The sequence below is a fragment of the Pseudokineococcus sp. 1T1Z-3 genome (assembly GCF_037482365.1).
Classification (GTDB): domain Bacteria; phylum Actinomycetota; class Actinomycetes; order Actinomycetales; family Quadrisphaeraceae; genus Pseudokineococcus.
In genome coordinates, this window is sequence record NZ_JBBHZF010000023.1 from 488,802 (window position 1) to 513,007 (window position 24,206).

Annotated in this window: 24 protein-coding genes and 1 pseudogene; 14 read left to right on the plus strand and 11 right to left on the minus strand. The window is 76.1% G+C overall.

Going from position 1 to position 24,206, the window contains the following annotated elements:
- The 3 genes from WDV86_RS09620 to WDV86_RS09630 all read left to right on the plus strand — a co-directional run.
- A partial coding sequence (locus tag WDV86_RS09620; RefSeq protein WP_339567403.1) for an Asp23/Gls24 family envelope stress response protein occupies nt 1–417 on the plus strand: 417 nt, incomplete at its 5' end.
- Nucleotides 414–992 (plus strand): DUF6286 domain-containing protein, encoded by a 579-nt coding sequence (locus WDV86_RS09625; RefSeq protein WP_339567404.1) that lies wholly within the window; start codon nt 414–416, stop codon nt 990–992. The genes WDV86_RS09620 and WDV86_RS09625, both read left to right, overlap by 4 nt.
- The gene (locus tag WDV86_RS09630) at nt 989–1,573 is read left to right on the plus strand and encodes a hypothetical protein (RefSeq protein ID WP_339567405.1); all 585 of its coding nucleotides are present in this window, start codon (nt 989–991) and stop codon (nt 1,571–1,573) included. Before WDV86_RS09625 ends, WDV86_RS09630 begins: the two co-directional genes overlap by 4 nt.
- Nucleotides 1,574–1,645: 72 nt before the next feature.
- Here the strand turns inward: WDV86_RS09630 and WDV86_RS09635 are convergent, their stop codons facing one another.
- Nucleotides 1,646–2,089: an OsmC family peroxiredoxin gene (locus WDV86_RS09635; RefSeq protein ID WP_339567406.1), complete on the minus strand. Its 444-nt coding sequence runs from the start codon at nt 2,087–2,089 to the stop codon at nt 1,646–1,648.
- Between the two features lie 158 nt (nt 2,090–2,247).
- Between WDV86_RS09635 and WDV86_RS09640 the strand changes: the two genes are divergently transcribed.
- A complete protein-coding gene (locus WDV86_RS09640) occupies nt 2,248–4,785 on the plus strand; it encodes a putative bifunctional diguanylate cyclase/phosphodiesterase (protein ID WP_339567407.1) in 2,538 nt (845 codons plus the stop codon).
- Nucleotides 4,782–6,344, plus strand: a complete 1,563-nt coding sequence (locus tag WDV86_RS09645) for a GGDEF domain-containing protein (RefSeq protein ID WP_339567408.1) — start codon at nt 4,782–4,784, stop codon at nt 6,342–6,344. The genes WDV86_RS09640 and WDV86_RS09645 overlap by 4 nt, the downstream gene beginning before the upstream one ends.
- A gap of 19 nt (nt 6,345–6,363) precedes the next feature.
- On the opposite strand, the gene WDV86_RS09650 is transcribed toward WDV86_RS09645, so the two are convergent.
- Nucleotides 6,364–7,068, minus strand: coding sequence for a phosphatase PAP2 family protein (locus tag WDV86_RS09650; RefSeq protein WP_339567409.1), 705 nt, complete (start codon nt 7,066–7,068; stop codon nt 6,364–6,366).
- 87 nt (nt 7,069–7,155) lie between these two features.
- Between WDV86_RS09650 and WDV86_RS09655 the strand changes: the two genes are divergently transcribed.
- On the plus strand, nt 7,156–8,721 hold the full coding sequence (locus WDV86_RS09655) for a DUF2207 family protein (RefSeq protein ID WP_339567410.1): 1,566 nt from the start codon (nt 7,156–7,158) through the stop codon (nt 8,719–8,721).
- 76 nt (nt 8,722–8,797) lie between these two features.
- Here the strand turns inward: WDV86_RS09655 and WDV86_RS09660 are convergent, their stop codons facing one another.
- From WDV86_RS09660 to WDV86_RS09670, 3 genes are all read right to left on the minus strand, one after another.
- A complete protein-coding gene (locus tag WDV86_RS09660; RefSeq protein WP_339567411.1) occupies nt 8,798–9,274 on the minus strand; it encodes a DUF2975 domain-containing protein in 477 nt (158 codons plus the stop codon).
- Nucleotides 9,275–9,383: 109 nt separating this feature from the next.
- Entirely contained in the window at nt 9,384–10,262 is an 879-nt protein-coding gene (locus WDV86_RS09665; RefSeq protein WP_339567412.1) for a TrmH family RNA methyltransferase, read from the minus strand.
- 124 nt (nt 10,263–10,386) lie between these two features.
- Nucleotides 10,387–10,956 carry a dihydrofolate reductase family protein gene (locus tag WDV86_RS09670; RefSeq protein ID WP_339567413.1) on the minus strand — a complete coding sequence of 190 codons (570 nt, stop codon included), beginning with the start codon at nt 10,954–10,956 and terminating at the stop codon, nt 10,387–10,389.
- A 168-nt stretch (nt 10,957–11,124) separates the two neighbouring features.
- On the opposite strand from WDV86_RS09670, the gene WDV86_RS09675 reads away from it, so the two are divergent.
- A complete protein-coding gene (locus tag WDV86_RS09675; RefSeq protein ID WP_339567414.1) occupies nt 11,125–11,961 on the plus strand; it encodes an alpha/beta fold hydrolase in 837 nt (278 codons plus the stop codon).
- Between the two features lie 81 nt (nt 11,962–12,042).
- Here WDV86_RS09675 and WDV86_RS09680 read toward each other — a convergent pair whose 3' ends face one another.
- Together WDV86_RS09680 and WDV86_RS09685 are read right to left on the minus strand one after the other, a co-directional pair.
- Nucleotides 12,043–13,167 carry a winged helix DNA-binding domain-containing protein gene (locus WDV86_RS09680; protein ID WP_339567415.1) on the minus strand — a complete coding sequence of 375 codons (1,125 nt, stop codon included), beginning with the start codon at nt 13,165–13,167 and terminating at the stop codon, nt 12,043–12,045.
- Nucleotides 13,160–13,414 (minus strand): hypothetical protein, encoded by a 255-nt coding sequence (locus WDV86_RS09685; RefSeq protein ID WP_339567416.1) that lies wholly within the window; start codon nt 13,412–13,414, stop codon nt 13,160–13,162. The genes WDV86_RS09680 and WDV86_RS09685 overlap by 8 nt, the downstream gene beginning before the upstream one ends.
- Before the next feature lie 239 nt (nt 13,415–13,653).
- Between WDV86_RS09685 and WDV86_RS09690 the strand changes: the two genes are divergently transcribed.
- The 5 genes and pseudogenes from WDV86_RS09690 (at nt 13,654) to WDV86_RS09710 (ending at nt 17,281) form a co-directional block, all read left to right on the plus strand.
- Nucleotides 13,654–14,121: a hypothetical protein gene (locus WDV86_RS09690; RefSeq protein ID WP_339567417.1), complete on the plus strand. Its 468-nt coding sequence runs from the start codon at nt 13,654–13,656 to the stop codon at nt 14,119–14,121.
- A 244-nt stretch (nt 14,122–14,365) separates the two neighbouring features.
- A pseudogene (locus WDV86_RS09695) lies at nt 14,366–14,539 on the plus strand (MerR family transcriptional regulator); the annotation flags it as partial.
- Between the two features lie 56 nt (nt 14,540–14,595).
- The gene (locus WDV86_RS09700; RefSeq protein ID WP_339567419.1) at nt 14,596–14,748 is read left to right on the plus strand and encodes a hypothetical protein; all 153 of its coding nucleotides are present in this window, start codon (nt 14,596–14,598) and stop codon (nt 14,746–14,748) included.
- A gap of 69 nt (nt 14,749–14,817) precedes the next feature.
- On the plus strand, nt 14,818–15,633 hold the full coding sequence (locus WDV86_RS09705; RefSeq protein ID WP_339567420.1) for a DUF6584 family protein: 816 nt from the start codon (nt 14,818–14,820) through the stop codon (nt 15,631–15,633).
- A 646-nt stretch (nt 15,634–16,279) separates the two neighbouring features.
- Entirely contained in the window at nt 16,280–17,281 is a 1,002-nt protein-coding gene (locus tag WDV86_RS09710) for a mechanosensitive ion channel family protein (protein WP_339567421.1), read from the plus strand.
- Between the two features lie 107 nt (nt 17,282–17,388).
- On the opposite strand, the gene WDV86_RS09715 is transcribed toward WDV86_RS09710, so the two are convergent.
- From WDV86_RS09715 to WDV86_RS09730, 4 genes are read right to left on the minus strand one after another with little or no spacing between them, the layout of a single operon-like run.
- Complete coding sequence (locus WDV86_RS09715) at nt 17,389–18,453, minus strand: sulfate/molybdate ABC transporter ATP-binding protein (RefSeq protein WP_339567422.1); 1,065 nt, start codon at nt 18,451–18,453, stop codon at nt 17,389–17,391.
- Nucleotides 18,450–19,259 (minus strand): ABC transporter permease, encoded by an 810-nt coding sequence (locus WDV86_RS09720; protein WP_339567423.1) that lies wholly within the window; start codon nt 19,257–19,259, stop codon nt 18,450–18,452. The genes WDV86_RS09715 and WDV86_RS09720 overlap by 4 nt, the downstream gene beginning before the upstream one ends.
- Entirely contained in the window at nt 19,256–20,119 is an 864-nt protein-coding gene (modA, locus tag WDV86_RS09725) for a molybdate ABC transporter substrate-binding protein (RefSeq protein ID WP_445263017.1), read from the minus strand. The genes WDV86_RS09720 and modA overlap by 4 nt, the downstream gene beginning before the upstream one ends.
- Before the next feature lie 2 nt (nt 20,120–20,121).
- A complete protein-coding gene (locus WDV86_RS09730; protein ID WP_339567425.1) occupies nt 20,122–20,529 on the minus strand; it encodes a TOBE domain-containing protein in 408 nt (135 codons plus the stop codon).
- Between the two features lie 152 nt (nt 20,530–20,681).
- Between WDV86_RS09730 and WDV86_RS09735 the strand changes: the two genes are divergently transcribed.
- Both WDV86_RS09735 and WDV86_RS09740 read left to right on the plus strand, forming a co-directional pair.
- On the plus strand, nt 20,682–21,332 hold the full coding sequence (locus tag WDV86_RS09735; RefSeq protein WP_339567426.1) for a TetR/AcrR family transcriptional regulator: 651 nt from the start codon (nt 20,682–20,684) through the stop codon (nt 21,330–21,332).
- Between the two features lie 43 nt (nt 21,333–21,375).
- Entirely contained in the window at nt 21,376–24,204 is a 2,829-nt protein-coding gene (locus WDV86_RS09740; RefSeq protein WP_339567427.1) for an MMPL family transporter, read from the plus strand.
- The last annotated feature ends 2 nt before the right edge of the window (nt 24,205–24,206 follow it).

Below are 24,206 nucleotides of genomic sequence, written 5' to 3' on the forward strand. Positions count from 1 at the left end.
CCCGCCACCGCGCAGGACGCCGTCTCGGACGACCAGGGAGCCCAGCCGGGACGCCAGTCCACCGGTGACCCCGGCGAGCGTGGCTCTCTCGACGTCGCCGACCGCGTGCTGGAGCGCATCGCCCTGCGGGCCGCGGGTGAGGTCGACGGCGTCGCGCCGGGGGCCAGCGGTCCCCTCGGGGGGCTCCTCGGCTCGGGGTTCCCCTCGGTCCAGGTCGAGCATGCCGGCTCCCACGTGCGGGTCCTCGTCGACGTGGCGACGCTGTGGCCACGTCCCGCCGCCGAGGTCGCCGCGGGCGTGCGCACCACCGTGGCCCGCCGCCTCGAGGAGCTGGCGGCCGTGACCGTCGACGCCGTCGCCGTCACCGTCCGCGACGTCGTGCTCCCGAGAGCCCAGGAGGAGGCGAGGGTCGAGTGAGCGCGCACCCCGCACCCGGCACGACGCCTGAGCAGGCCGGTCCGTCGCCGTTGCGCCCGGCCGGTGAGCGCACGGGCTCCGGGCAGGTCCCTCTCGTCGGGATCTTGCTCGCCCTCCTGGTGCTGGCCCTCGGCGTCGTCCTCGTCCGTGACGCCCTCGTGACGCTCGGGGCGCTCGGCGGCCAGCCGTGGTTCGCCCAGCTCGTCGACGTCGTCGCGGGCACGACGCCGGCGACGTGGATGGTGGCCGTGGGCGTCGCCCTCGCCCTCCTGGGCATCGCACTCGTGGCCGTGGCCTTCCGGCGCCGGACCCGCACGGAGGTCCGGCTGCGCGCCCGCACCGCCGTGACCACCGAGCCGCGCGACCTCGCCCGGCTCTCCTCCTCGGTGGCCCGCGACGTCGACGGCGTGCTCGGGGCCCGCACGTCCGCCAGCCGCCGGTCCGTCGTCGTGCGGATCTCCACGACGGGTGACGCCGGCACGTCCGACGCGGTCAAGAACGCTGTGACGCAGCGTCTGTCGGTGCTCGAGCGGACGCCGACCGTGCGCGTGCGCGTGGAAGGGGGCAGCTCGTGATCAAGCGGAGCGTGCTCGGTCTGGACCGGGTGGCGGCCCTCGTGGCTGGCCTGCTGCTCCTCGCCCTCGGCGTCGCCATGGTCATGTGGTGGGGCGGGTGGCTCGTGCTCGTGTGGCCGCAGGCGCCCGACCAGCTGACGCTGCAGACGGCGACGGACGCCTTCGCGGCGTCGTGGTGGGGCTGGGCCAGCCTCGGCGCCGGGGTCCTGCTCGGGCTGCTCGGGCTCTGGTGGCTCGTGGCCCACCGCACCCACCGCAGCACCGGGCCGGTGCGTCTCACCGGCTCCGACGACTCCGGGACGCTGCTGCTCGACGGGTCCGCCGCCGTCTCGACCGCGGCGACCGTGCTCGGCCGGGCGCGCGGTGTGCGCGGCGCCCGAGGGAAGCTCGTCCGGGACCGGGGCGAGCTGGTGGCCGAGGTCTCGGCCGTCGTGGAGCCGGTCGCCGACCTCGCCCACGTCGTCGAGGCTGCCGAGGCCGCTATGGCCGACCTCGCCGTCGTCCTCGGACGACCGGACGTCCTCGGCCGGGTGCGGCTGGACGTGGCCAAGGACGCCCGACGGGAGTCGCGGGTCCACTAGCAGGAGGTCCACCCGTGCGACGGGCCCGCCCCGAAGGGGGCGGGCCCGTCGTCGTCTGCCCGGCGACCTGGCTCAGGACTCCAGCGCGGCGTCGAGCGTGATCTCCACGCCCGTGAGGGCCTTGCTGATGGGGCAGCCGGCCTTGGCCTTCTCGGCCGCGGCGACGAAGGCCTCCTCGTCGAGGCCCTCGACCTCCCCGCGCACCGTGAGGGCGATGCCCGTCAGGTGGAACCCGCCGTTCGCCTCGTCCGGCCCGAGGGAGACGTCGGCGCTGACCTCGAGGCTCTGGGGGGTGCCACCGGCCTCGGCGAGGAAGGCCGAGAGCTGCATCGCGTAGCAGGAGGAGTGCGAGGCGGCGATGAGCTCCTCGGGGCTGGTCGTGCCGCCGGCGTCCTCGGCCGCCCGCTTGGGGAAGGAGACGTCGAAGGTCCCGGCCTTCGAGCTGGACAGCTCGACCTGGCCGGAGCCGTCCTGCAGGCCGCCGTTCCAGGCGGTACGGGCGGTACGTGTGGGCATGGGTCCTCCTCGGGTGCTGCGGCTGGTCACGGTCCGGACCTCGGACCGGGGGTGACGACGCCGTCTGGTGTGCCCAACGGCGGGTGCGGCGCTCCTCTTCCGCCACCTCGGCGACGTCCGCGGTACAGGTGTGCCCCGCGGCAGCCGATGACCGGCAGGTGAGTCGTCGGCGCAGGCAGGGACCCCCTGGGTGGCGCCCGCTCGCGCTGGCCGCGGCGGGCGCCGCCCTGCTCGTCGCCGCCCTGCTGCTCACCGCCGCCGCCACCGACCGCGCCGTCGTCGTCCCCTCGTGGTGGCTCGTGGGGGTGATGGCCGCCCTCTTCGCGGCCGCTGACGTCGTCGGCCTGCGCCTGCGGCTGCACCTGCACATGAAGCGCGAGACGATGACGTTGACGCTCGTCGAGATCCCCCTGGTGCTCGGCCTGCTCCTGCTCGAGCCCTGGCCGCTCCTGGGGGTGGCGCTGGTCGGCACGCTCGGCGGGGCCCTCTGGCGGCGCACCTCGGTGCTGCGGGCGGGCTTCAACGTGTGCCTCGTGGCCCTGGAGGTGGCTATCTCCTCGTGGCTCCTCGGGCAGCTGCTGGGGACGACGGCGCCCGCGGACGCCGAGGCCGCCACCCCGGGCGTCGTTGCGGCGGTGCTCGTCGTCGTCCTCGCCCAGGCATTGCTGAGCGTCTGCGTGGTGGGCGGTGCCATCTGGATCACGACCGGAGAGGTCGACGGTGCGCAGGTGCGCTCGGTGGCCCGCGCCGGCTGCGTCGTGGCTGTCGGGAACGCGAGCGTGGCGCTGCTCGTCGCGGAGCTGGCCCTCGGGCAGCCGAGCGGTCTCGTCCCGCTCGCCGTGGTCGTCGCCGTCCTGCTAGCGGCCTACCGGGGGCACGCACGGCTGCTCGGGGACCACGGCCGGCTCGAGGAGCTGACGCGCATCGCGGCCGCCCTCAGCGAGCCGCTGGAGGGGGAGGCGCTCTGCGAACGGGTGCTGCGCGAGGCGCGGGACGTCACCGGGTGCGCCGTCGCGGCGCTCGTCTGGGCGGAGGCCGACGGCGCGGCGGGCGCGTCGACGAGGCTGTCCGGGCAGACGCTCGCGCACGACGAGGCGGCCGCGTCGGCCTGGTGGCAGGCGTGCCTCACCACCGGTGAGACGGTCGAGCGCGCCGGCTCCCGCGAGGTCGGCGAGGGGCCGGGGGTAGCCGTGCCCCTGCCCACCGGCACCGCCCGGCGCGCAGCCCTCGTCGTCGAGGACCGGGTCAGCGTGCGCGGCTCCTTCGGCCCCGAGGACGTGCGCCAGCTCCGGGCCCTCGCCGACCATGCCTCGGTCGCGCTGCAGCGGGCCCACCTCACGGACGTCCTGCGCGCCGACCTGGCCGACCAGGAGCGGCGGGCGCGGACCGACGGGCTCACGGGTCTGCCCAACGGCGCAGCCCTCGTGAGCCGGCTGGACGACGACGCCGCGGCGGGCGGTGCCGTGGTGGTCGTGCTCGACCTCGACGGCTTCGCCGACGTCAACGAGGTGCTGGGGCACGACGCCGGTGACGAGCTCCTGCGCGCCGTGGCCCGGCGGCTGGTCGCCACGGCCGGTCCCGCCGCGCTCGTCGCCCGGGTAGGACCGGACGAGTTCGCCGTCCTGCTGCCCGCGGCGGAGGGCCGGGTGGCCGCCGAGAGGGCGACCGCGCTGCTGGAGGCGGTCACCGCCCGCGACGGGCGGCTGCCCGTGGAGGCGAGGGCCACCGGGGGGCTGACGGTCGCCGCGCCCGGTGAGCGTGGGGCCTCGACCCTGCACCGGGCGCAGCGGGCCCTCGCCGCCGCGCGCGCCGAGCGGATGCCGCTGCGCACCTGGAGCACGCACGACGAGGCTGCGGCGGCCCGGCGGCTCGCGCTCGTCGCGGACCTGCGCCAGGCGCTGTCCGAGGACGCCCTGGAGGTGCACTACCAGCCGGTCGTCGCGCCCGGTACCGGCGTGGTGCTGGGCGTCGAGGCGCTCGTGCGCTGGACCAGCGAGCGGCACGGCCGGGTCGGCCCCGACGAGTTCGTGCCGCTGGCCGAGCAGTCCGGCCTCGTCCAGCCGCTGACGGCCGCCGTGCTCCGCCAGGCCCTCGCCGACGTCGCGACCTGGCGGCACCGCCGCCCTCAGATGACGGTCGCGGTCAACCTCTCCCCGCTCAGCCTGCGGGACGCGGGCTGCGCCCGGGACGTCGAGCAGGCGCTCGCCGAGGCGGGCCTGCCCCCCACGGCGCTGGAGCTGGAGATCACGGAGACGGCGGACCTCGCCGACGACGAGCAGACCGCGGCGAGCCTCGAGCAGCTGCGCCGCCTGGGTGTCCGGCTCCTGGTGGACGACTTCGGGACCGGGCAGTCCTCGCTGGCCTACCTGCAGGTGCTGCCCGTGTCCGGGCTGAAGATCGACCGCAGCTTCGTGGGGCCCATGCTGGAGGACCCGTCGAGCGCCGCCATCGTCGGCGCGGCGGCACGGCTCGCCCGTGACCTCGGCCTGCACGTCGTCGCCGAGGGGGTCGAGGACGCGAGCACCATGACGGCGCTCACCGGGCTGGGCGTCGACGCCGTCCAGGGCTACCACGTCGCCCGGCCGATGCCGGCCGACGCGCTCCGGACGTGGCTGCGGGAACGCCCCACCGTCCTCCCGGGCGACGTCCCCGCACAGCGGGCGGCGTCCTCGCCCGTCCCGGTCGTGCCGTCATGAGCGAAGCCGGACCTCGTGCCGCCGCCCAGCGGCGACCCGCCCGCCCCGCCCGCCGTGCGCTGCTGGTCGCGCTCGCCCTCGCCGGCGCCGCGCTCGTCGTCGCAGTCCTCGGCGAGGGGGCCGTCGAGGTGGTCGGGGCCAGCCTCATGTCGGCCCTGCTCCAGCTGTCGGCGCTCGGCGTCGTGGCCCGTGGGCTGCGCGACCACCGGCCCCGGCGCCGGGTCCTGCTGCCGCTGCTCGGCGGGCTGGTGCTGTGGCAGGCCGGCCTGGTCGGCCTGCTGGTCGAGGCGGTCGTCTGGGGCGGCACGACCTTCCCCACCCGGGTGGAGGCGCTGTTCGTCCTGTCCTTCCTCGGCTTCGGCGCTGCCGTCCTGCTCGACGGCGACGCCTCGGCGTCGACCCGCCCGCGCGGCGTCGTCGCGCTCGAGGCGCTGGTCCTGGTCGGCGGCGGGGCGTGCGCGACGGCCGGGCTGCTCGTCGTGCCGCTGCAGCTCGGGCTGGTCGACGCGACGACGGCGCTCGGGCTGCTGCACCCCGGGGTCTGGGCGACCCTGCTGGTCCTCGTCGTCGTCCGGGGCCTGAGCCGGACGCGCTGCCGTGACCGACGGTCTGCGGCGCTCGCCGCTGGTCTCTCGCTCGTCGTGGCGGCGGACGCAGCCCTGTTCCTCGCCGACGTTCCGGGTCCGGTGGGGGAGCTGCGCCTGGCGGCCCTCGGTGCGGGCATGCTCGTCGTGGCCCTGGCGCTCGTCGCGGTACCGGGTGCGCCGGAGCGCCCCTCCTCCGGAGTCGGCATCGTGGGCGTCGTCCTCGCGGCCGGGGCGGCCCTCGCCCTCCTGGGCGCCTGGACCTTCCTGCCCGCCCCGTTCGGCGGCGTCGTCGCCGTCGTCGCGCTCGGGACGGGCGCGGTGACGGTGCTGCTGCTCGGCCTCGCGCTGCAGGGCGAGCGGTACGCCGCGCAGGAACGGCACCTGGCCCGCACCGACGAGCTGACGGGCGCGGCCAACCGCCGGGCGCTGCACGACGTCGCCGCCGACGCCGCGGGGGAGGCGCTGGGGCTGCTGCTCGTCGACCTCGACGGGTTCAAGGGCATCAACGACCGCCTCGGCCACGCGGCGGGGGACGCCGTGCTCGTGGCCGTCGCCGGCCGCCTGCGCCGGGCCGCGGGCGCCGGCGGCCTCCTCGTGCGGGTCGGCGGGGACGAGCTCGCCGTCCTCGTCCGCGGCGAGGAGGCCTCCCCGGAGCGTGTCGAGGCCCTCGCCCGGCGGTGCCGCGAGGCCTTCGCCCACCCCGTGCGGTGGACCGGGGGCGAGGTGCCGGTCGCAGGCTCGGTGGGCACCGCGCACCGGCCGGCCGCGGCGGCGGAGCCGGCGCGCACCGACGTCGCTCCTGAGCGGGCACTCGAGGACCTGATGCGGGCGGCCGACGCCGCCATGTACGCCGCGAAGCGGGCCGCGTCGGTGGTCCGGCCGCGCCAGCCTCCACCCGATGACGACCTGTGCGGCGACGTCCCGGGCGCGCCCCGCAGGCCCGAGCTCGCCCCGGTCGAGGGCGAGCCGTGAGCCGCGCGAGAGCCGGGGGTCAGGCGGGCGCTGGCGCGAGGCGCTGGTCGAGCCGGGCGACGACGAGCAGCAGCACGCCGCCGGCGGCGAGCGAGCCGAGGACGTCGGTGGGGAAGTGGACGCCGAGGTAGACCCGCGTGAGCCCGACGACGAGCACCCAGAGCGCGCTGACCGCGGCGAGCACCGCGTGCCCGCGCCGGGCGAGCAGGACGGCGAGCACGCCGTAGGCGCCGACGGCCGTCATCGTGTGGCCGCTGGGGAAGCTGGCGAGGTGGGCGGTGACGAGCGGGTCGACGCTGTCCGGGCGGGCACGGTCGACGAGGGGCTTGGCGGCGTTGGAGACCGCGGCGGCGACCGCGGCGCCGACGGCGAGCAGGAGGGCGGCCGGCCGGTCGCCGCGGCGCACCAGCCAGAGGACCGGGACGAGCAGGACCGCGATGACGGCGACGCCGGCGGTGTCCGTGGCGAGCGTCATCGCCGTCGTGAGCCACGGCTCGCGGATCCCCTCGACCGCCCGCAGCACGCCGACGTCCCAGCGGGTCACGGCGCCGTCCCGCGGCGTCGCGAGGACGGCGAGGGCCACCGCGGTGCCGAGGAGGACGACGGCGAGGACCGCCGTGGTCGTCGTCGACGGCCGGGGCGCGGGGTGGGCGGCGGTCTCCGGGAGGGGCGCGCCGGCGTCGGCCGGTCGATGGTCGGGATGCTCTGGCGCGCTGCGGGGCATGCACGGCATCGTGCCGTGCGCCACGTCGGTCCGTGCCGCGGTGGTGGGGCGCAGGCGCGTCCCGCCAGCTCGCCCCCGGGAGGTCTCGTGCTGCTGCTCCGTCGCCTGCTGGTCGCGGTCGCGGCCGGCGTCCTCCTCGCGCCCTCGGCCGCCGCGGCGGCGGCGGTGCCGCCGCTGGCGGCGGGCGACCGGGTCGTCGACGTGACCGGGCGCTCGCTGAGCACGTCGCAGGAGGAGGACCTCGAGGCGCGCCTGACCGCGCTGGAGGCGGAGACGGGCGCGGACGCCGTCGTGGTGGTCCGGGAGCTGGCGGCGACGCCGGAGGAGACGCTCGAGCAGGTCGAGGAGATGCAGCAGGCGTGGGTCGTCGAGACCGGCGCTGCACCCGGCGCGGCCGTCGCGGTGCTCGTCAACCGGCAGCCGGGGGACGACACCGACGCCCGCGCAGGGATCTTCGTGGGGGAGACGCTGCAGGAGGGCGGCGTGCCGACGGGCGAGCAGGTGGCGCTCGTCGAGGACGAGCTCGTGCCGGCGCTGCGGGAGGGCGACGTCGCCGGCGGGCTGGTCGCGACGGTCGAGCGGCTGTCGACCAGCGTCCAGGAGGGCCCGCCACGCAGCGCCTTCCAGGTGTGGTCGGCGGGCGCGGGGGGTACCTGGGTGCCGTGGGCGGGGGCGCTGCTGGCGCTGGCCGGCGGGCCTCTCGTCCTGCTGCTGCACCGCCGGCGGGCGCACGTGCGCACCGGCGAGCCGGTGCCGACGACGAGGCGCCCGGGCGACCTGCCCGCGGCGCTCGTCGGTGCGCTCGTCGCCGGGTCGCCGCAGCCCTCGGCCGTGCCCGCCGTGGTGCTCGACCTGGCGGCGCGCGGGGCGGTGGCGCTGGAGCCGGGCGTGGCTGCGGAGCCGGACGGGGCGGACGACGCCGAGGACGAGCGCGCGCAGCTGCGCCTGCTCGACGAGGGGCTGGTGCGCGACGACGTCGAGCGGGCGGTGTGGGAGGTCCTGCTCGACCACGCCGAGGACGGCGTCGTCGGCCCCGACGAGCTGCCGACAGCCCTGGCGGACTCCGGGACGACGCGGGAGGTGGTGCAGGAGCGTCTCGGTCGCGAGGGCTGGTGGGACCGGAGCAGCCAGGCCTCACGCAGAGCGATGGCCGTCGTCGCGGGTGTCGCTGGCGTGCTGGCGCTGGGGGCCGGCCTCGTCGGCGTCGCCGGCGAGGAGGTGCTCGTGCTGGCCGCCGTCGTCCCGCTCGTCGCGCTGAGCGTCCTCGCGCTGGTGCTGCTGGGCTCCTTCTCCCGGCTGACCGCCGCCGGTCAGGAGGCCGCGGTGCCGTGGCGCGGCTACCGCGCGGGGTTGGAGCGGGCCGGGGACGACGACGCCCCGCCCGAGCTGCTGGCAGGTCTGGACCTCGACGCGTCGCTGCCGGACGTCGTCGCGCTCGGTCTGGAGGACGCCCTCGAGGACCGCCTCGACGAGGCCGCCCGGGCGGGCGAGCTGCGGGCCCTGGCGATGACGTCGACGGCTCCCGGTGCGGCCCCGCCCTTCGGCTCGTGGGCGGTCTTCGCCGCCGTCCTGGCGAGCACGACGCCGACGTCGTCCACCACGACCGTCACGACGACGACCTCCTCCGGCGGCGGCGCCGCGGCGAGCACCTGAGGCGCCAGGGGTCCTCCGTCGTCGCCGACGTGCGCGTGTAGGGCGCCTGCCGCCTCGCGACGTCGTCGACGTGTGCTCACAGCACCTCGGCGAGGTCACCGCCACGTCGGGCGGCGGCGTGCGCGCGGTGCCGGAGCGCCAGGAGCCCGGCCACCACCACGGCGCCGCCGAGGGAGAGGACGACTGCGGGGGCGAGGGCCGGGCTGCCGACCGTCGTCGTGACGAGGACGCCGGTCCCGAGGACCAGGACGCTCGCGAGCGCGACGGCGCCGATGACGACGTCGAGGCACCACCGGGCGGCCGGGCCGAGCGCCCGGCCCCGCTCGACCAGCACGAGCAGCGCCATGACGCACAGGACGGCGACCTGCCCGCAGGCGACGGCCGCGACGGCCAGGACCAGGACGGGCACCTCGAGGAAGGCCGCCTCGGGGAACCGGTGCGCCGCCTCGGTCGCCTCCGCCGGCAGCACGACCACCTGGACGACGAGCAGCGCCCCGAGCAGGAGTGCGAGGAGACCCAGCAGGACGGCGAGGAGGAGGCGGGAGGTGACCATCGGGACCCCTCTATCGACTGTCGATGCGGACGCGTCGACAGTCGGCCGACTTCGCCGGGGCGTCAAGCCCTGACGAGGGCGAGTGAGGGACGACCCGACGGTCGCCGCCTCAGCCCCGCCGGGGGAACCCTCGTTGCCGGGCGGCCTCGTACAGCGCCATGCCCGCCGACGCCGCCGCGTTGAGCGAGCTCGCCGACCCGCCGATGGGGATGGTCGCGACGACGTCGCACGCCCGCCGCCACGCGGCGCTCATCCCGGTCGCCTCAGTGCCGACGACGAGGACGACCGGCCCGGTCAGGTCGACGTCGTCGAGGTCGGTCGTCGTGAGGCCCGAGCCGTCGTCTCCCGGCCCCGCCTCCTCCGTCCCCACCACGGTCAGCGGCACGCCCGCCGCCCGGTGCGCGGCCACCCACGCCAGCACCTGCGACGGCGCGGGCGCGGCGACCACGGGCAGCGCCAGCAGCGACCCGGTCGAGGCGCGCAGCGCCCGCGAGTCCGTCGGGTCGGCACCCCGCCCGCACACGACGACGCCGTCCGCGCCGAGCGCGTCGGCCGAGCGCACCGACGAGCCGAGGTTGCCCGGGCTCGCCGGCCGGTCGAGCACGAGCACGAGCGCGTCCTCGCCGACGGGGATCCGGTCGAGGTCGTCGGGCGCGCTGCGCGCCACGAGGACGAGCTCGGCGCCGTCCTCGCCGTCCTCGGGCTCCTTCTCGGCGAGCACGGCGAGCAGCTCGGGCGCCATCCGCACCCGGACGACGTCACGGTCGGCGGTGTCCCACACGTCCTGGGCCCACGCCGACAGCCGCCGGTCCAGCGGCGCCAGCACCGCGGCCAGCGGCCACGCCCGCTCGTGCGCCACGGAGATCGGCCGCACGCCCTGCACGAGCATCTCCCCGCTGCGGTGCCGCTTGGAGCGGTTGCCGCGCAGCGCCTCCCACTGCTGGAAACGCGCGTTGCGGGTGGTGATGCGCAGGACGTCGGTGGTCACCTGCGCAGCGTCCCAGACGGATGGCTGGCGACCGGCCCCGCCGAGATGGAGGTTGTGGCGCGCCAGAGACCCTGTCCTCCGCCAGAACCTCCATCTCGGCGTCCGGCGACGACGGCAGAGGGCGTCACCGCGGCACCGGCCGGTACACGAGCTCCTGGCTGCGCCCGTCGAAGGTGCGGCTCTCGAGCAGCTCCAGGTCGACGTCGCCCAGCCCCGCGAGCACCGGGCTGGTCCCCGACCGGCCGGTGACGACCGGGAAGACCGTCAGCTGCAGCCGGTCGACGAGCCCGGCCGTCAGCAGCGCGCGGTTGAGCGACAGGCTCGCCTGCGAGCGGAGCGGCACGTCTGACTCGCCCTTGAGCCTCGTGACGACGTCGACGGCGTCACCGCCGACGACAGTCGCGTCCGGCCAGCCGAGGGTGTCCGTCAGCGTCGAGGAGATGACCGTCGAGGGCACCTGCGCCGTCCGGAGCACCCAGGCGTCGAGGTCGGGCAGGGACAGGTGGGCGGCGGTCTCGCGGAAGGTCGTGGCGCCCCAGACCATCCGCTGCGGGGTGTCGAAGGTCGCGGCCCGGTGCGCGAGCAGCTCGGGGCCCTGCCGGCTCCAGTAGCCACTCCAGTCGGCGAGGCCGGGGTCGTAGCTGCCGTACCCGTCGAGGGTCGAGAAGACGTCCCAGGTGTACGTGGCGGTCATGGCTCCTCCTCGGCCGGGTGGTCCCCGTCGCCGATGCAGACGCCGGTCGGCCGCGGGACTCATCGCTGCCGGAGGCGTCGCCGCAGGGGCTCGCCGTGCGTCCTCCTGGCGGCGCTGGTGAGGTGGTCCTGCCGGCCGAGCGCCGGTCCCCGACGGAGAGGACGCCCTATGCCCACGCTGCTCGTCGCGCGCGAGGACCGCACCGACGTCGAGATCGCCTACGAGGACCACGGCACCGGCCGCCCGGTCGTGCTCGTCCACGGCTGGCCGCTGTCGGGCCGGGCGTGGGAGCCGCAGGTGCCGGCGCTGGTCGGCGCGGGCTACCGCGTCGTCACCTACGACCGCCGCGGCTTCGGCGGCTCCTCGCGGCCGTGGGGCGGCTACGACTACGACACCCTCGCCAGCGACCTCAAGGCGCTGCTGGACCACCTCGACCTGCGCGACGCGGCGCTCGTCGGGTTCTCCATGGGCGGCGGGGAGGTCGTGCGCTACCTCGCGACCTACGGCACCGAGCGTGTCACCCGCGCCGTCCTCGCCGCGGCCGTCCCGCCGTACCTCTACGCGAGCGAGGACAACCCCGACGGCGGTCTCGACGACGCGACGATCGAGAGCTTCCAGCAGGGCGTCGCCGGGGACCGCGCGGCCTTCCTCGAGACCTTCGTCGCCAGCTTCTTCACGGCTGGTGACGACGTCGTCGTCAGCGACGCCCAGCAGCGCCTGGCCTGGAGCATCGCCACCGAGGCCTCACCCAAGGCCACCTACGACTGCATCGAGGCCTTCGGGCGCACCGACTTCCGCGGCGACGTCGACAAGCTCACCCTGCCGACGCTCGTCATCCACGGCGACAGCGACGCCGTCGTCCCGTTCGAGATGAGCGGCAGGCGGACGGCCGAGATGGTCGAGGGCAGCGAGCTCGTCCTCGTCGAGGGGGGCCCGCACGGGCTCAACGTGTCCCACGCGAAGAAGTTCAACGCCGCGCTGCTGGGCTTCCTCGGGAAGAGCTGACGGCTCCGGGAGCGGCGGTGCCCTCGCGGGTCGCCGAGCTCGTGGGCCGGCCGCAGGTCTGAGGTCGCCCTGCCGGTCGGCTCACCGCGAGGAGACGTCGAGTCCGCCGCGCGCGACGCCGTGGGCGTCGGCCAGGCGGGCCGCCTCCGCCTCGAGGGCGTCGACCTCGGCGTCGTCGAGCGGCCGGTGCAGGACGACCTCCACGTCGAGACGGTCGCTGCGCTGCCTCCCTCGCCAGCGGCCGGCGTGCTGGCCGTCGACCAGCACGACGGCTTGTGGCAGCCCGCGGACGTCGGCGGCGGCCGCCTCCAGCCCGGCCACGTCCATGAGGTCACGGCTGTCGGCGTGGCCGACGACGAGCTCGTCGAGGGACTGGAGCAGGAGGACCTCGGGGTGCCGCGGAGGGGTCAGGTCCGGCGCCGGCCCGGTGGTCAGCAGCGTGCGGCCCTCGACGACGTGCACGTCCACCTGGTCCCCGAGGGCTGCGACGCCCTCGCGGAGCCGGGTCACCGGCAGGCTCGACCACCGGCGCAGGTCCTGCAGGGTCGCCGGCCCGTGGCCCCGCAGGTGCCGGCGCACCAGCTCGGCCACGGGGTCCTGCGGCTCCGTCCGCGCCGGGGCTGCCTCGTCCAGACGGTCCTCGAGCAGGGCGTACGTCTGCTGGCGTCCCCTCGTCGGACCGCTGACGAGGAGCCCCTCGAGCTCGGCGTGCATCAGCAGGTACGCGAGGGCTTGTCCGGGGGCGACGGCCACGCCGCCCGCCGCCAGCGCGGCGGAGACCTCCTCCCGGGTCGACGAGGCGCCGTCCCCGAGCGTCCGGCGCAGCAGCCGCCGGGCGCGGCCCAGCAGCTCCTCGTCGAGGCCGTGGCGGCGGTACGGCGTGCCGTTGGCCGTGTGCACCCGGTCCGCGGTCAGGGCCAGCAGCCACGGCAGGTCGTCGGCCACGACGGTGTGCCACGTGGGCCGCAGCACGTGCGTGCGCAGCAGCGCGCCGTCGTCCATCGCGAGCTGGACGTCCGCGAGCCGCGCACCGGGGACCCGTCGGGCGACCGACCACAGGGCGAGGAGGTGGTCCTGGGACTGCACGGCGGTCAGCGAGCGGACGGCGTCCAGAACTGAGCCGGCGCCCTCGCCGACGAGCCCGTGGGCGTGCAGGCGCCAGCGGACGACGTCCGCCCCGGTGCTCAGCACGCCCGCCTCAGCCATGGGTCGAAGCGTCCACGACGGGCGGGGTGGCGGCGGCGAGCCCGTCCGACTCCTCGGGTGCGACGTCGAGCGCCTCCGTCGGCGTCGCTGCGGCCGTGCGCCGGGACGGGTCCTCCAGGTCGCGCATCAGGCGGAGGCCGTGAGCTGCGTGACGCTGCCGGCTGGAGGTCTCCTGGTGGCCGTCTCCGTCGTCATGGTCCTCACGATGCCCGGCGACCCCGGCGCCCGTCTTGAGCACGACGGCCACCTGAGCGCTCCCTCGGCGACGGGCGACGTCGTGCTCGAGGTCTCCGCGCTGGATGGCTCGCCTACGCCCCGCATGGCCGCTGCTGCTCTGGTGAGCGTCCCCATGCCATGCCGATCGCTGACCGGACAGCGTCCCGCTGTCGATCGCTAAGCGGAGCAGGCCGAGGGCGGCGCACCCTTCCCCTCACCTGGTCGTGGAAAGCACACAGCGCACTCAGGCCAGCGCGCGAAGATGTCCGGATGGAGACGGACGCAGATCGCCGCTTCCGCCGCCTGGCCGCAGCGATCGCCCACGACGCCGATCCCGACGACGTCCCGGACCTCACGATCGACGTCCGCGGGCGAACCTTCAGCTACCAGGAGCGTGGCGACGATGGCCGACTCAGGACGCGCCACGTAGCCGTCCTCGAGCACATGCTGAAGGTCAGCACGGGGATCGGCCAGATGGCCTCCGAGGCCTGGGGACAGCCGCTCTCCGACGAAGAGGGCTGGTTCCGCTTCACTCTCGTCAACTGGGACGACAGCATCGCCAAGACCAAGGACACCGGCAGCGGTTGGTGGACCTTCGGCGCTGGTCGCGGGGTGGCGCCCGTCCCGCCATGGGAAGCCCATGACTACCGGCCTGGCCCGGACACATTTCAGCCCTTCCGGGACCCGGAGCCCATCGACGACCCGCCGAGTCGACCCAAGCCCCGACGTCGGCGCTGACGACGACCCGCTCTCTCACTCTGTAGACGATCGCTGGCCGGACAGCGTCCCGCTGTCGATCCCCCACCGGTGACGTCGCCTGGCCGTGCTTGTCCGCAGTCATCTGCTCGAGCAGCAGTCCCGTCTTCCGGTCCCCGATGCTCTGGTCTTGCGGTTGACGCTGCGTCAGTCCCTAGCGTCCGGAGGGCCGGCAGGGAGGTCCTGCCGGCGCCGTGGTGAGCGGGCGAGGGATGGGAGCGGACCGGTGGCGTGGACGACGGCCGAGGTGGCGCGGACGTCGGGGACGACGGCGCGCACGCTGCGGCACTACGACGCCATCGCGCTGCTCGTGCCCGCTGGGACCGGGGCGGGCGGGGTCCGGCTCTACGAGCGCGAGCACCTGCTGCGGTTGCAGCGGATCCTCCCACTCCGCGAGCTGCCCTGCTCGTGCCCGCGACCGCAGCGGTGGGCGTCGTCCTGATCGGCGGGGCCGTCATGGACTCCGACACGCCCACCAGCACCGACGGCCTCGTCACCAGAGCGCTGCTGGTCGCGCTCCTGCTCGCCGCGGCACTTCTCACCAGCCGCATCTGGGCCACGCGTACGACCCGCTCCGCGTCGGTCTCCCACACCACCTCACCCAACTGACCTGACCGGCAGCCGCACGAGCACCTTCTAACCGGCTATGACGGTGGCTCCATGGGGCACAGTCCGCGGGTGACCACCACGGCCAGCGGTGACGTCTTCGACCGCACGCACGCCGACCTACGTGCCGGACGCACCACCACTGCAAGGACCCGCCTGAAGAGCTACCTCGTCAACGTGCCGCGATCGACGCCCGCCCGTGCCCTACTCGCCCATGCCTACCGGATCGACGACCACCTCGACGAAGCCGGCCGCTGGGGCTACCTCTCCCCCACCGCCTCTACCGCCGCTGAGCGAGCCGCCTACGAGCACTCCTGCCGCTACCGCTCGGGGCACCGTTGGACCGCGACCTCCACCCTGCGCGGGCTGCACTGGCCCACCGGCGCCGCTGGCGGTGACGCCTACGCCGACGCGGTGCTCGCCGACCTCGACCACCGCGCCGTGGCCGAGCTGCACAGCCCAGTCCGCGTTCCCGTGCGCCGCTGGCTGCTCGCGCGCCTTCGCCCGCAAGATTTGGCCCCCTCACCTGTGCCGCCGGCCAGGGTCGGCGGCCCGCTGCCCGACATGGACCGCGCCCTCACCGAGGACGAACACCTCGCCCGGCTCGTCGAGGCGCTCCGCGGGCACCGCGGCTCTCTGACCGCCGGCACCACCACCCCCGAGCAGCTGCTCAGCGCGGTCCGCCAAGCCGCCGACGCCCTCGACCATGCCCAAGCGCAGTGGCAACACCTGCTCGAGCACCTCGCGCTCAACCTCGACGCCGACCTCCACCCATGGCAGCCGCCGGCCACGCACGGCCGACGAAAGAGCGCGATCGCCGTCGTAGGAGCCCTAGACCGCGCCGCCACCGGCCTCGGCAGCCCAGGAGACCGCCCAGGTCGGCCGTGACGCTGGCCGCCGTCCCCGATGTCAGGCCCAGGCGTCCGCAGAGGATCGCTGGACGGAGCATGGCGACCGCGATGGCTACTCCTGTCGCGCGCGGCCCTCGTGGCGTTTCCGCACCACGCCTATGACGCAGACGACCGCAAGGGCGGCGAAGGGGATAGCGACTGAGAAGAGGCCACTGTCCCCTTCCCCCAGCACACCAACGCCGCGCAAGGCGAAGTAGACCGCGGCAAGCGAGGTCGCTGCCCCTACAGCCATCATCCACCGCACGTGTCGGTACCCACCTTCGCTCAGATGCCACCGCGTCGCTGCTAGGTCAGTGTGCCCGTCCACGAAGGCGGTCCAGAAAAGTCTTCATCACTTTTACTCGCGCGAGAAGTCCCCGCTACAGCGGTCCGTCCCAGCAGATGACCCTCTACCGGTGACCATCGAGGTCAAGGCCGAGGTGGGACGGTTCTGAGCGATGCCCGTCCCGGCAGACTCGTCCGGTAAGCATTCCCGCACGTCATACAGGACGCCTCGTCGGCGCTCGCGGACGCGAAAGACTCGGACGACGACCTGAGCCGAAGGACGCACGCGTCCGTCCACGAGACCGATGTCGTGCAGTGCTCGCCGTCGACGGGTGCGCCGTCGCACCTACCCTCGCGTCGTGAGCCTCCTCGCCGCCGTGCCCGACGTCGTCGGTGTCGAGTCAGGGGCCGTGCAGGTCCTCGGGGTGACGCTCGTCGGCGTCAGCGTGACGACGGCGGTCAAGCTGCTCTTCACGGGGCTGCTCGTCGCCCTCGTGATGGTGCTGCGCGCCGGGGCGCTGGCCGTCCTGCGCGCCGTCCTCGGCGGCGCCGTCGCCGACCCGCGGCGGTTCTGGGCGCGCCAGGCCGTCCAGGTGGTCACGGCCGTCGTGCTCGTGCTCGGTCTCGTGTCGATCTGGGTGACGCCGGAGACCGACGTCTCCGTCGGCGTCGGCCTCCTCACCGCGGGCCTGGCCTTCGCGCTGCAGCAGGTCGTGCTGTCGCTGGCGGCGTACTTCGTCATCCTGCGCGGGGACACCTTCAACGTCGGCGACCGCATCGAGCTCGGCGGCGTGCGCGGCGACGTCGTCCGCCTCGGCTTCCTGCGCACGACGATCATGGAGATGGGCCGCCCGCCCGCCGTCGCCGGGTCCGACGGCGCCTCGTGGGTGCACGCCCGGCAGTACACGGGCCGGATCGTCACGGTGAGCAACGGGACGATCTTCACCGAGCCGGTGGCCAACTACACGCGCGACTTCCCCTACCTGTGGGAGGAGATCGCCCTGCCGATCCCCTACACCGAGGACCGGGTGCGGGCCGAGGAGATCCTGCTGACCGCGGCGTGCGACCACGCCGTCGTCGGCGACCCCGAGGCCGAGCAGGCCCTCGCCGTCATGCGCTCGCGGTACGCGATGTCCGACGCCTCGCTCGACCCGGCCGTCTTCTGGCGCCTCACCGAGCAGTGGGTCGAGCTGTCGGTGCGCTTCCTCGCGCCCCACCGCGGCGTCCGCGCCGTCAAGGACGCCATCGCCCGCCAGGTGCTCACCGGTCTCGACGAGGCCGGCATCCAGGTCGCCACGCCCACCGCGCTCGACGTGGTGGGGATGCCGAGGGAACGGCAGGAGAGGCGGCCGGGCGGCTGACGTGCCGCCGGACCTGCGCATCAGGGTGTCGTGCCAGCGTCATCGCAGGTGAGCGCGGTGCTCGCAGAGGCTCTGCGTCCTTGCGCAGGTCCTGCGGCACGCGACGGTCAGGTGGCGGGCCGCGCGCGGGCGCAGAGCCCGGCACCGGTGACGTCCACACCGACGACGTCCCCCGGCGCCAGCCCCACCGCCCGCGCGGCGGGCACCTCGACGCGCACTCCCGGCCACCCGTCGGCGGCGTCCTGGCCGATGACCGTGACGAGGCCGCCGCGGGGCTCCAGGCCGGCGACGGTCGTCCGCAGCAGACCCGGGTCGCCCGGTGCCGCGAGCCCGAGGTCGCGCGGGGGCAGGTGCAGCAGCGCCGGCTCCCCGGCCGCGCAGCCGTCGAGCGCGGCCGGCACCACGACGCCGTCGTGCAGGCGCAGCCCTGCGGCAGAGCCGGTCCCGCGCAGCACGCTCAGCCCTGACAGCCGCACCGCGAAGGCGCTGCGCGGCGTCGTCAGCACCTGCTCGGCGCTGCCCTCCTCGACGACCCGCCCCCGCTCCAGGACGACGACGCGGTCGGCGAGCGCGAGCACGTCGAGGACGTCGTGCGTCACGAGCAGCGCCGAGCGGCCGTCCTCGCGCAGCACCTCGGCGAGCAGCTGGCGCAGCGCCGGCGCCGCGGCGACGTCGAGCGCGGCGAGCGGCTCGTCGAGCAGCAGCAGCCGCGGGCGCGCCGCCAGCGCCCGCGCCAGCGCCACCCGCTGCGCCTGGCCGCCCGACAGCTGGTGCGGCCGTCGCCCCGCGAGGTCAGCGACGCCGACCCGTTCCAGCCACCGGCGCCCCTCCGCCCGGGCCTCTGCCCGGCCTGCCCCGCGCGCCCGCGGCGCGAAGGCGGCGTCGTCGAGCGCCGGCAGGTGCGGCATGAGCAGCGGGTCCTGGGCCAGCAGGGCCGTGCGGCGCCGGTGCGGCGGCACGAAGGTGCGCTCGTCGGCGAGCACCTCGCCGGCGTCCACGACCTGCCCGTCGTCGGGCCGCAGGAGCCCGGCCACCAGGTCCAGGACGGTCGACTTGCCCGCGCCGTTGGGCCCCAGCAGCGCCACCACCTCGCCGGGGGCGACGTGCAGGTCCACCTCGACGTCGCGGGCCCGCACCCGCGCCTGCAGCCGCAGGCCCTCGGCGGCGCTCACGAGCGCCGCGGCGCCGGCGCGCGCACCCCGACCACGACGACCGCGGCGACCACCACCAGCACGAGCGAGAGGGCGACGGCGGCGTCGGGGTCCACCTCCCGCTGCAGGTAGATCTCCAGCGGCAGCGTCCGCGTGACCCCCTGCAGGCTGCCCGCGAAGGTCAGCGTCGCCCCGAACTCCCCGAGCGCCCGCGCGAAGGACAGCACCGCGCCCGACGCCAGCCCCGGCACGACGACGGGCAGCGTGACCCGCCGCAGCACCGTCGTCGGGCTCGCGCCGAGCACCGCGGCGACCTGCTCGTGCCGGTGCCCCGCCGTCCGCAGCGCCCCCTCCAGGCTGACGACGAGGAACGGCAGGGCCACGAAGGTCTGCGCGAGGACGACGGCGGTCGTCGAGAAGGCGATCGAGACGCCGAGGACCTCCAGGCGCTCCCCGAGCAGACCGCGCCGCCCGAACGCCGACAGCAGCGCGATGCCGCCCACGACCGGCGGCAGCACGAGCGGCAGCAGCACGAGGGCGCGCAGCACCCGCAGGCCCGGCAGCGACGTCCGCGCCAGCACGAGGGCCATCGGCACCCCCAGCACGACGCACAGGGCCGTCGCCGTCGCGGCGGTGCGCAGGCTCAGGAGCAGCGCGGCGCGGGAGGACTCGCTCGTCACGAGGGCCGGGAAGTCCGCCCAGTCCACCCGCAGGACGAGCGCGAGCAGCGGCGCGAGCACCAGCAGCGCCCCCGCCGCCGCCGGCACGGCCACCCACCGCGGCAGCTGCGCGCCGGGCGGGGCACCCCACGCCGACGCTCGCCTCACGAGCCTTGCGGCGCCCCGAAGCCGGCCGCGGCGAGGACCTCCTGGCCCTCGGTCGAGAGCACGAGGTCCACGAAGGCCTGCGCGAGCGCCGGGTCCGCGGCCTCGACCAGCTCGGCGACCGGGTAGGTGTTGACGGCCTCCTGCGAGCCCTCCAGCGGCACGACGGCGACGTCCTCGCCCGCGCGGACGGCGTCGGTGACGTAGACGACGCCCGCGTCGGCCTGCCCGCTCGTCACCGTGCCGAGCACGTCCGTGACCGACCCGACCTCGCTGTCGGCCGCGATGTCCAGGCCCGTGGCCTCCTCGACCTGCTGCGTCGCCGCGCCGCACGGCACCTGCGGGGCGCAGACGACGACGTCGAGGTCGGGGTCGGCGAGGTCGGCGGAGCTCTCGACCCCGCCCGGGTTGTCCGGCGGCGTCACGACCGTGAGCACGTTGGTGGCGAAGGTCGAGGGCTCGCCGGCCACGAGCCCGGCGTCGACCACCTGCTGCATGGTCCGCTCGTCGGCGGAGGCGTAGACGTCGGCCGGGGCGCCCGCGGTGATCTGCGCGGACAGGTCCGAGGAGCCGGCGTAGCTCACCTGCACGTCCACGCCGGGGTTCGCCGCCTCGAACCGGGACTCCAGGTCGGCGAAGACCCCGGTGAGCGAGGCGGCCGCGAAGACGGTGAGGGAGCCCGAGAGCTCCTGCTCGCCGGCTCCCGAGGTCGCCGTCGCCCCGTCGGTGCTGGCGTCGGGGCTGCTGCTGCCGCCGCTGCACGCCACGAGCAGCAGCAGCGGGGCCAGCGCCGCCGCGGCCAGCGCCCCCCTCGCGCCCTCCCGCGCGCCCGTCCACGACGCACCTGTGCGTGCCGTGCCCACGCTCACGCCGTCCTCCCCGGGGTCTCGACGACGACCGTCGTCGCCTTGACGACGGCGACCGCCACCCTCCCGGGCTCCAGCTCCAGCTCGCGGGCGGCCTCGGCGCTCATGAGCGAGACCACCGAGTGCGGCCCGGACTGCACCTCGACCTGGGCCATGACCCCGTCGACGACGACCCGGGTGACGAGCCCGACGAAGCGGTTGCGCGCGCTGCGGGCCACCCCGGTGGGGTCCGAGGCCGCCGCGGCGGCGTGCTCGCGGGCGTGCACGGCCAGGGCGGCGCCGTCGACGACGAGCCGCCCGGCCTCGTCCTTGCCCGCCTCCAGCGCGCCGGTGTCGACCCAGCGGCGCACGGTGTCGTCGCTGACGCCGAGGAGGTCGGCAGCCTCGCGGATCCGGAAGTGCGGCACGAGACGGACGTTAGCACCGCGTCTGCGGCTATGCGCCCGACGTCGACCCCTGGCGTCCCGCGCCGGACCAGGATGGTCCACCATGGACCGCGGCGGTCCACCGTGGGTGACCACGGGGCCGTGACCGCCGGGACGACCGAGCAGGAGGTGTCGTGGTCACGACCACGGAGGGCGTGCGACCAGCACGACCGAGCAGGGAGCAGATCGACGCGCGCATCCTCGAGGTGGCGGCCGGGCTCTTCGCCGCCCAGGGGATCGACGGGACGTCGCTGCAGCAGGTCGCCGACGCCGTCGGCTACTCCAAGACCGGTCTGCTGCACCGCTTCCCCAGCAAGCAGGCTCTGCTGGACGCCGCCGCGGCCGAGGCGGAGCGCCGCATGGCCGCGGTGCTGGCGCAGGTGCGGGCGGCACCGGCCGTGGACGGCGAGCTGCTGCGCTACGTCGTCCGCGTCGCCGTCGAGCACCCCGGGCTGCTCGACCTGGTGATGGTGGCCCTGCCCGCCGACGCCACCGCGACCGCCGCCGCTCCGTCGGGCCCGGGCGCCGCCCTGCGGGCCACGGGCGCGTCGGCCCGCCTGGAGGCCCTGGCCGAGGACGTCGTCGACGCGCTGCGCCCGGGCGCCGGGCCCCGCGAGCGCCTCCAGGTGGTGCTTGCGCTCGGGCTCGTCGTCGAGGCCGCCCGCCTGCACGGGGACCGGGCCCGCTGCCCGCTCGGGCTCGACGCCGAGGAGCTCGTGCACCTCGTCGCCGACCTCGCCGGGCGGGTCCTCGCCGAGCCGGCCGCGCCGACGCCCGCCGTCTGAGCCGTCCCACCACCCGACGACGTCGCACCCGAGAGGCCTGCCCGTGTCCTCCACGCTCTCCGCGCTCGGCTCCCTGGCCGCGCGCCGCTGGCGCGCCGTCCTGCTCACCTGGCTGCTCGTGCTCGTCGGCGCCGGCGCCGGCGCGGCGACCCTCGGCGCCGGCCTGACCTCCTCCTTCGCCATCCCGGGCACCGAGTCCCAGGACGCCCTGGACCGGCTCTCGCAGACCTTCCCCGAGGCCGGCGGGGCCAGCGCGCAGATGGTCGTCGTCGCGGCCGACGGCCTGACCGTGGACGACCCGCCGGTCCGCTCGGTCGTCGAGGACCTCGTGCCCCGGCTGGAGAAGCTGGAGCAGGTCGCGGCCGTCGCCTCGCCCTACGCCGAGGTGGGCGGCGGCCCCGTGTCGCCCGACCGTGGCGCCGCCGTCGTCACGGCGGCGATGACGACGGACGCCGACGGCGTCACCGAGCAGACCCGTGACGCCCTCGTCGCGCTCGCCGAGGACGCCAGCACCGCGCAGGTGGACGTCGTGGCCGGCGGCGGCGCGTTCATCGCCGGCGCCCCCGCGCTGTCGATCATCGAGCTGGTCGGGCTCGGCGTCGCCCTCGTCGTCCTCCTGCTCACCCTCGGCTCGCTGCGGGCCGCGGGCATGCCGCTGCTGACCGCCGTCCTCGGCGCCGCGGTGTCGCTGGCGCTGCTGTGGACCGCGACGGCCGTCGTCGAGGTCTCCTCCACCGCACCGCTGCTGGCGCTGATGATCGGCCTGGCGGTCGGCATCGACTACGCGTTGTTCGTCCTGGTCCGCCACCGCGACCACCTCGCCGACGGCGTCGCCCCGGTCGAGGCGGCGGGCCGCTCGGTGGCCACGGCCGGCTCGGCCGTCGTCTTCGCCGGCCTCACCGTGATGATCGCGCTCTCGGGCCTGTCGGTCGTCGGCATCCCGTTCCTCACGGTCATGGGTCTCGCCTCCTCCCTCGCCGTCGCCGTCGCGGTGACGGTCGCCCTCACGCTGGTGCCGGCCGTCGCGGGGGCCCTGGGCGAGCGGCTCACCCCCCGGCCCCGACGTGCCCGGCAGGCACGGCCGGGGAGGCGGTCGGGGCCTCGGGCGGCCGCGGCGACGGACGAGCCCGTCGACGGGCGCGCCGCCCGCCACCCCCTGGCCGCCCGGTGGGTGCGGCTGGTCACCCGCCGCCCGCTCGTCACGACGCTGCTCGTCGTGGTCGGCCTCGGCGTCGTGGCCCTGCCGGCCGCCGACCTGCGGCTCGCGCTGCCGGACAACGGCACGTCGCCGCAGGGCACGACGCAGCGGGAGGCCTACGACCTCGTCAGCGCAGAGCTCGGCGCCGGCTACAACGGGCCGCTCGTCGTCACCGGGGAGATCGTCACGAGCGAGGACCCGCTGGGCCTCGTCGCGGACGTCGCCGCCCGGGTGCGCGAGCTGCCCGGCGTCGCGGACGTGCCGCTCGCGGTGCCGAACCCGACCGCCGACACGATGGTCGTCCAGGTCGTGCCCGAGGAGGGCCCGAGCTCGGAGAGCACCGAGCAGCTCGTCGCCGACCTGCGGGCGCTGGAGCCGGAGATCAGCGCCGACCTGGGCGTCGACATCGCCGTCACGGGCCAGACGGCCGTCGGCATCGACGTCTCCGACCGGCTGTCGGCCTCGCTCGTGCCCTTCGCGCTGCTCGTCGTCGGGCTCTCCCTCGTGCTGCTGACGATGGTCTTCCGGTCGGTCGCGGTGCCCGTGAAGGCGACGCTGGGGTACCTGCTGTCGGTGCTGGCGACCTTCGGCGTCGTCGTCGCCGTCTACCAGTGGGGCTGGCTGGCGGGACCGCTGCACACGGCGGCGACCGGGCCGGTCATCAGCTTCCTGCCGATCATCCTCATGGGGCTGCTCTTCGGCCTGGCGATGGACTACGAGGTCTTCCTCGTCTCGCGGATGCGCGAGGAGCACACCCACGGCGCGAGCGCCCTCGACGCCGTCCACCACGGCTTCATGAGCTCCTCCCGGGTCGTCGTCGCGGCGGCCGTGATCATGGTGTCGGTCTTCGCCGCGTTCGTGCCCGAGGGCGACGCGACGCTGCAGCCGATCGCCCTCGCGCTGGCCGTGGGCGTCTTCGTCGACGCGTTCGTCGTGCGGATGACGCTCGTCCCGGCCGTCATGGCGCTGCTCGGCGAGCGCGCCTGGTGGCTGCCGCGCTCCCTGGACCGGGTGCTGCCGAGCTTCGACGTCGAGGGCGAGGGGCTGTCCCGGCGCCTGGCGCTGCAGGACTGGCCCCGCCCCGGCGCCCGGGGCGTGCACGCCGAGGCGCTCGCGCTGGGCAGCCGTCGGCCCGGGGTCGCAGGGCTGCTGGCGGACGTCGACGTCCACCACGAGCGCGGCGTGCTCCTCGTGACCTCGGCGGCGCCCGTGCAGCGGTCGGCCTTCGCGCTGGTCGTCTCCGGCCGGGCGCGGCCGAGCGGGGGCCGGCTGGTCGTCGACTCCCTCGTGCTGCCCGAGCAGGCGCGGGCCGCCCGCCGCCGGGTCGCGCTCGTGCGGGCCGGCGACGGCTCCGACGTGGTCGCCGCGGCGCAGGCGGCGGCCTCCGGCGGCGCGGGCGTCGTCGTCCTCGAGGGGCTGGAGCTCGCCCCTGCCCGCCGGCACGGCGACGTCCTGGCGCCGCTGGTGCAGGCGTGCTGCGAGCGGGACCTGGCCGTCGTCGTCACCACCTCGCCCGACGACGTCGAGGGCACCCGCGACCTCGCCGCCCGGCTGGCCGCCGGCCAGGACGCCGACGTGCCCGTCTCCACCCTCGCGCTCGCGGCCCCGGACAGCCCACCGCCGGCCCACCCGGCCGACTCCTCGCTCGACCAGCTCCTGGAAGGCGCCCGCTGATG

Coding starts and splice junctions, on each gene's coding strand:
- WDV86_RS09635 (WP_339567406.1), bottom strand. CDS start 2,089: ATGCCCACACGTACCGCCCGTACCGCCTGGAACGGCGGCCTGCAGGAC.
- WDV86_RS09645 (WP_339567408.1), top strand. CDS start 4,782: ATGAGCGAAGCCGGACCTCGTGCCGCCGCCCAGCGGCGACCCGCCCGC.
- WDV86_RS09650 (WP_339567409.1), bottom strand. CDS start 7,068: ATGCCCCGCAGCGCGCCAGAGCATCCCGACCATCGACCGGCCGACGCC.
- WDV86_RS09660 (WP_339567411.1), bottom strand. CDS start 9,274: ATGGTCACCTCCCGCCTCCTCCTCGCCGTCCTGCTGGGTCTCCTCGCA.
- WDV86_RS09670 (WP_339567413.1), bottom strand. CDS start 10,956: ATGACCGCCACGTACACCTGGGACGTCTTCTCGACCCTCGACGGGTAC.
- WDV86_RS09675 (WP_339567414.1), top strand. CDS start 11,125: ATGCCCACGCTGCTCGTCGCGCGCGAGGACCGCACCGACGTCGAGATC.
- WDV86_RS09680 (WP_339567415.1), bottom strand. CDS start 13,167: ATGGCTGAGGCGGGCGTGCTGAGCACCGGGGCGGACGTCGTCCGCTGG.
- WDV86_RS09690 (WP_339567417.1), top strand. CDS start 13,654: ATGGAGACGGACGCAGATCGCCGCTTCCGCCGCCTGGCCGCAGCGATC.
- WDV86_RS09700 (WP_339567419.1), top strand. CDS start 14,596: ATGGACTCCGACACGCCCACCAGCACCGACGGCCTCGTCACCAGAGCG.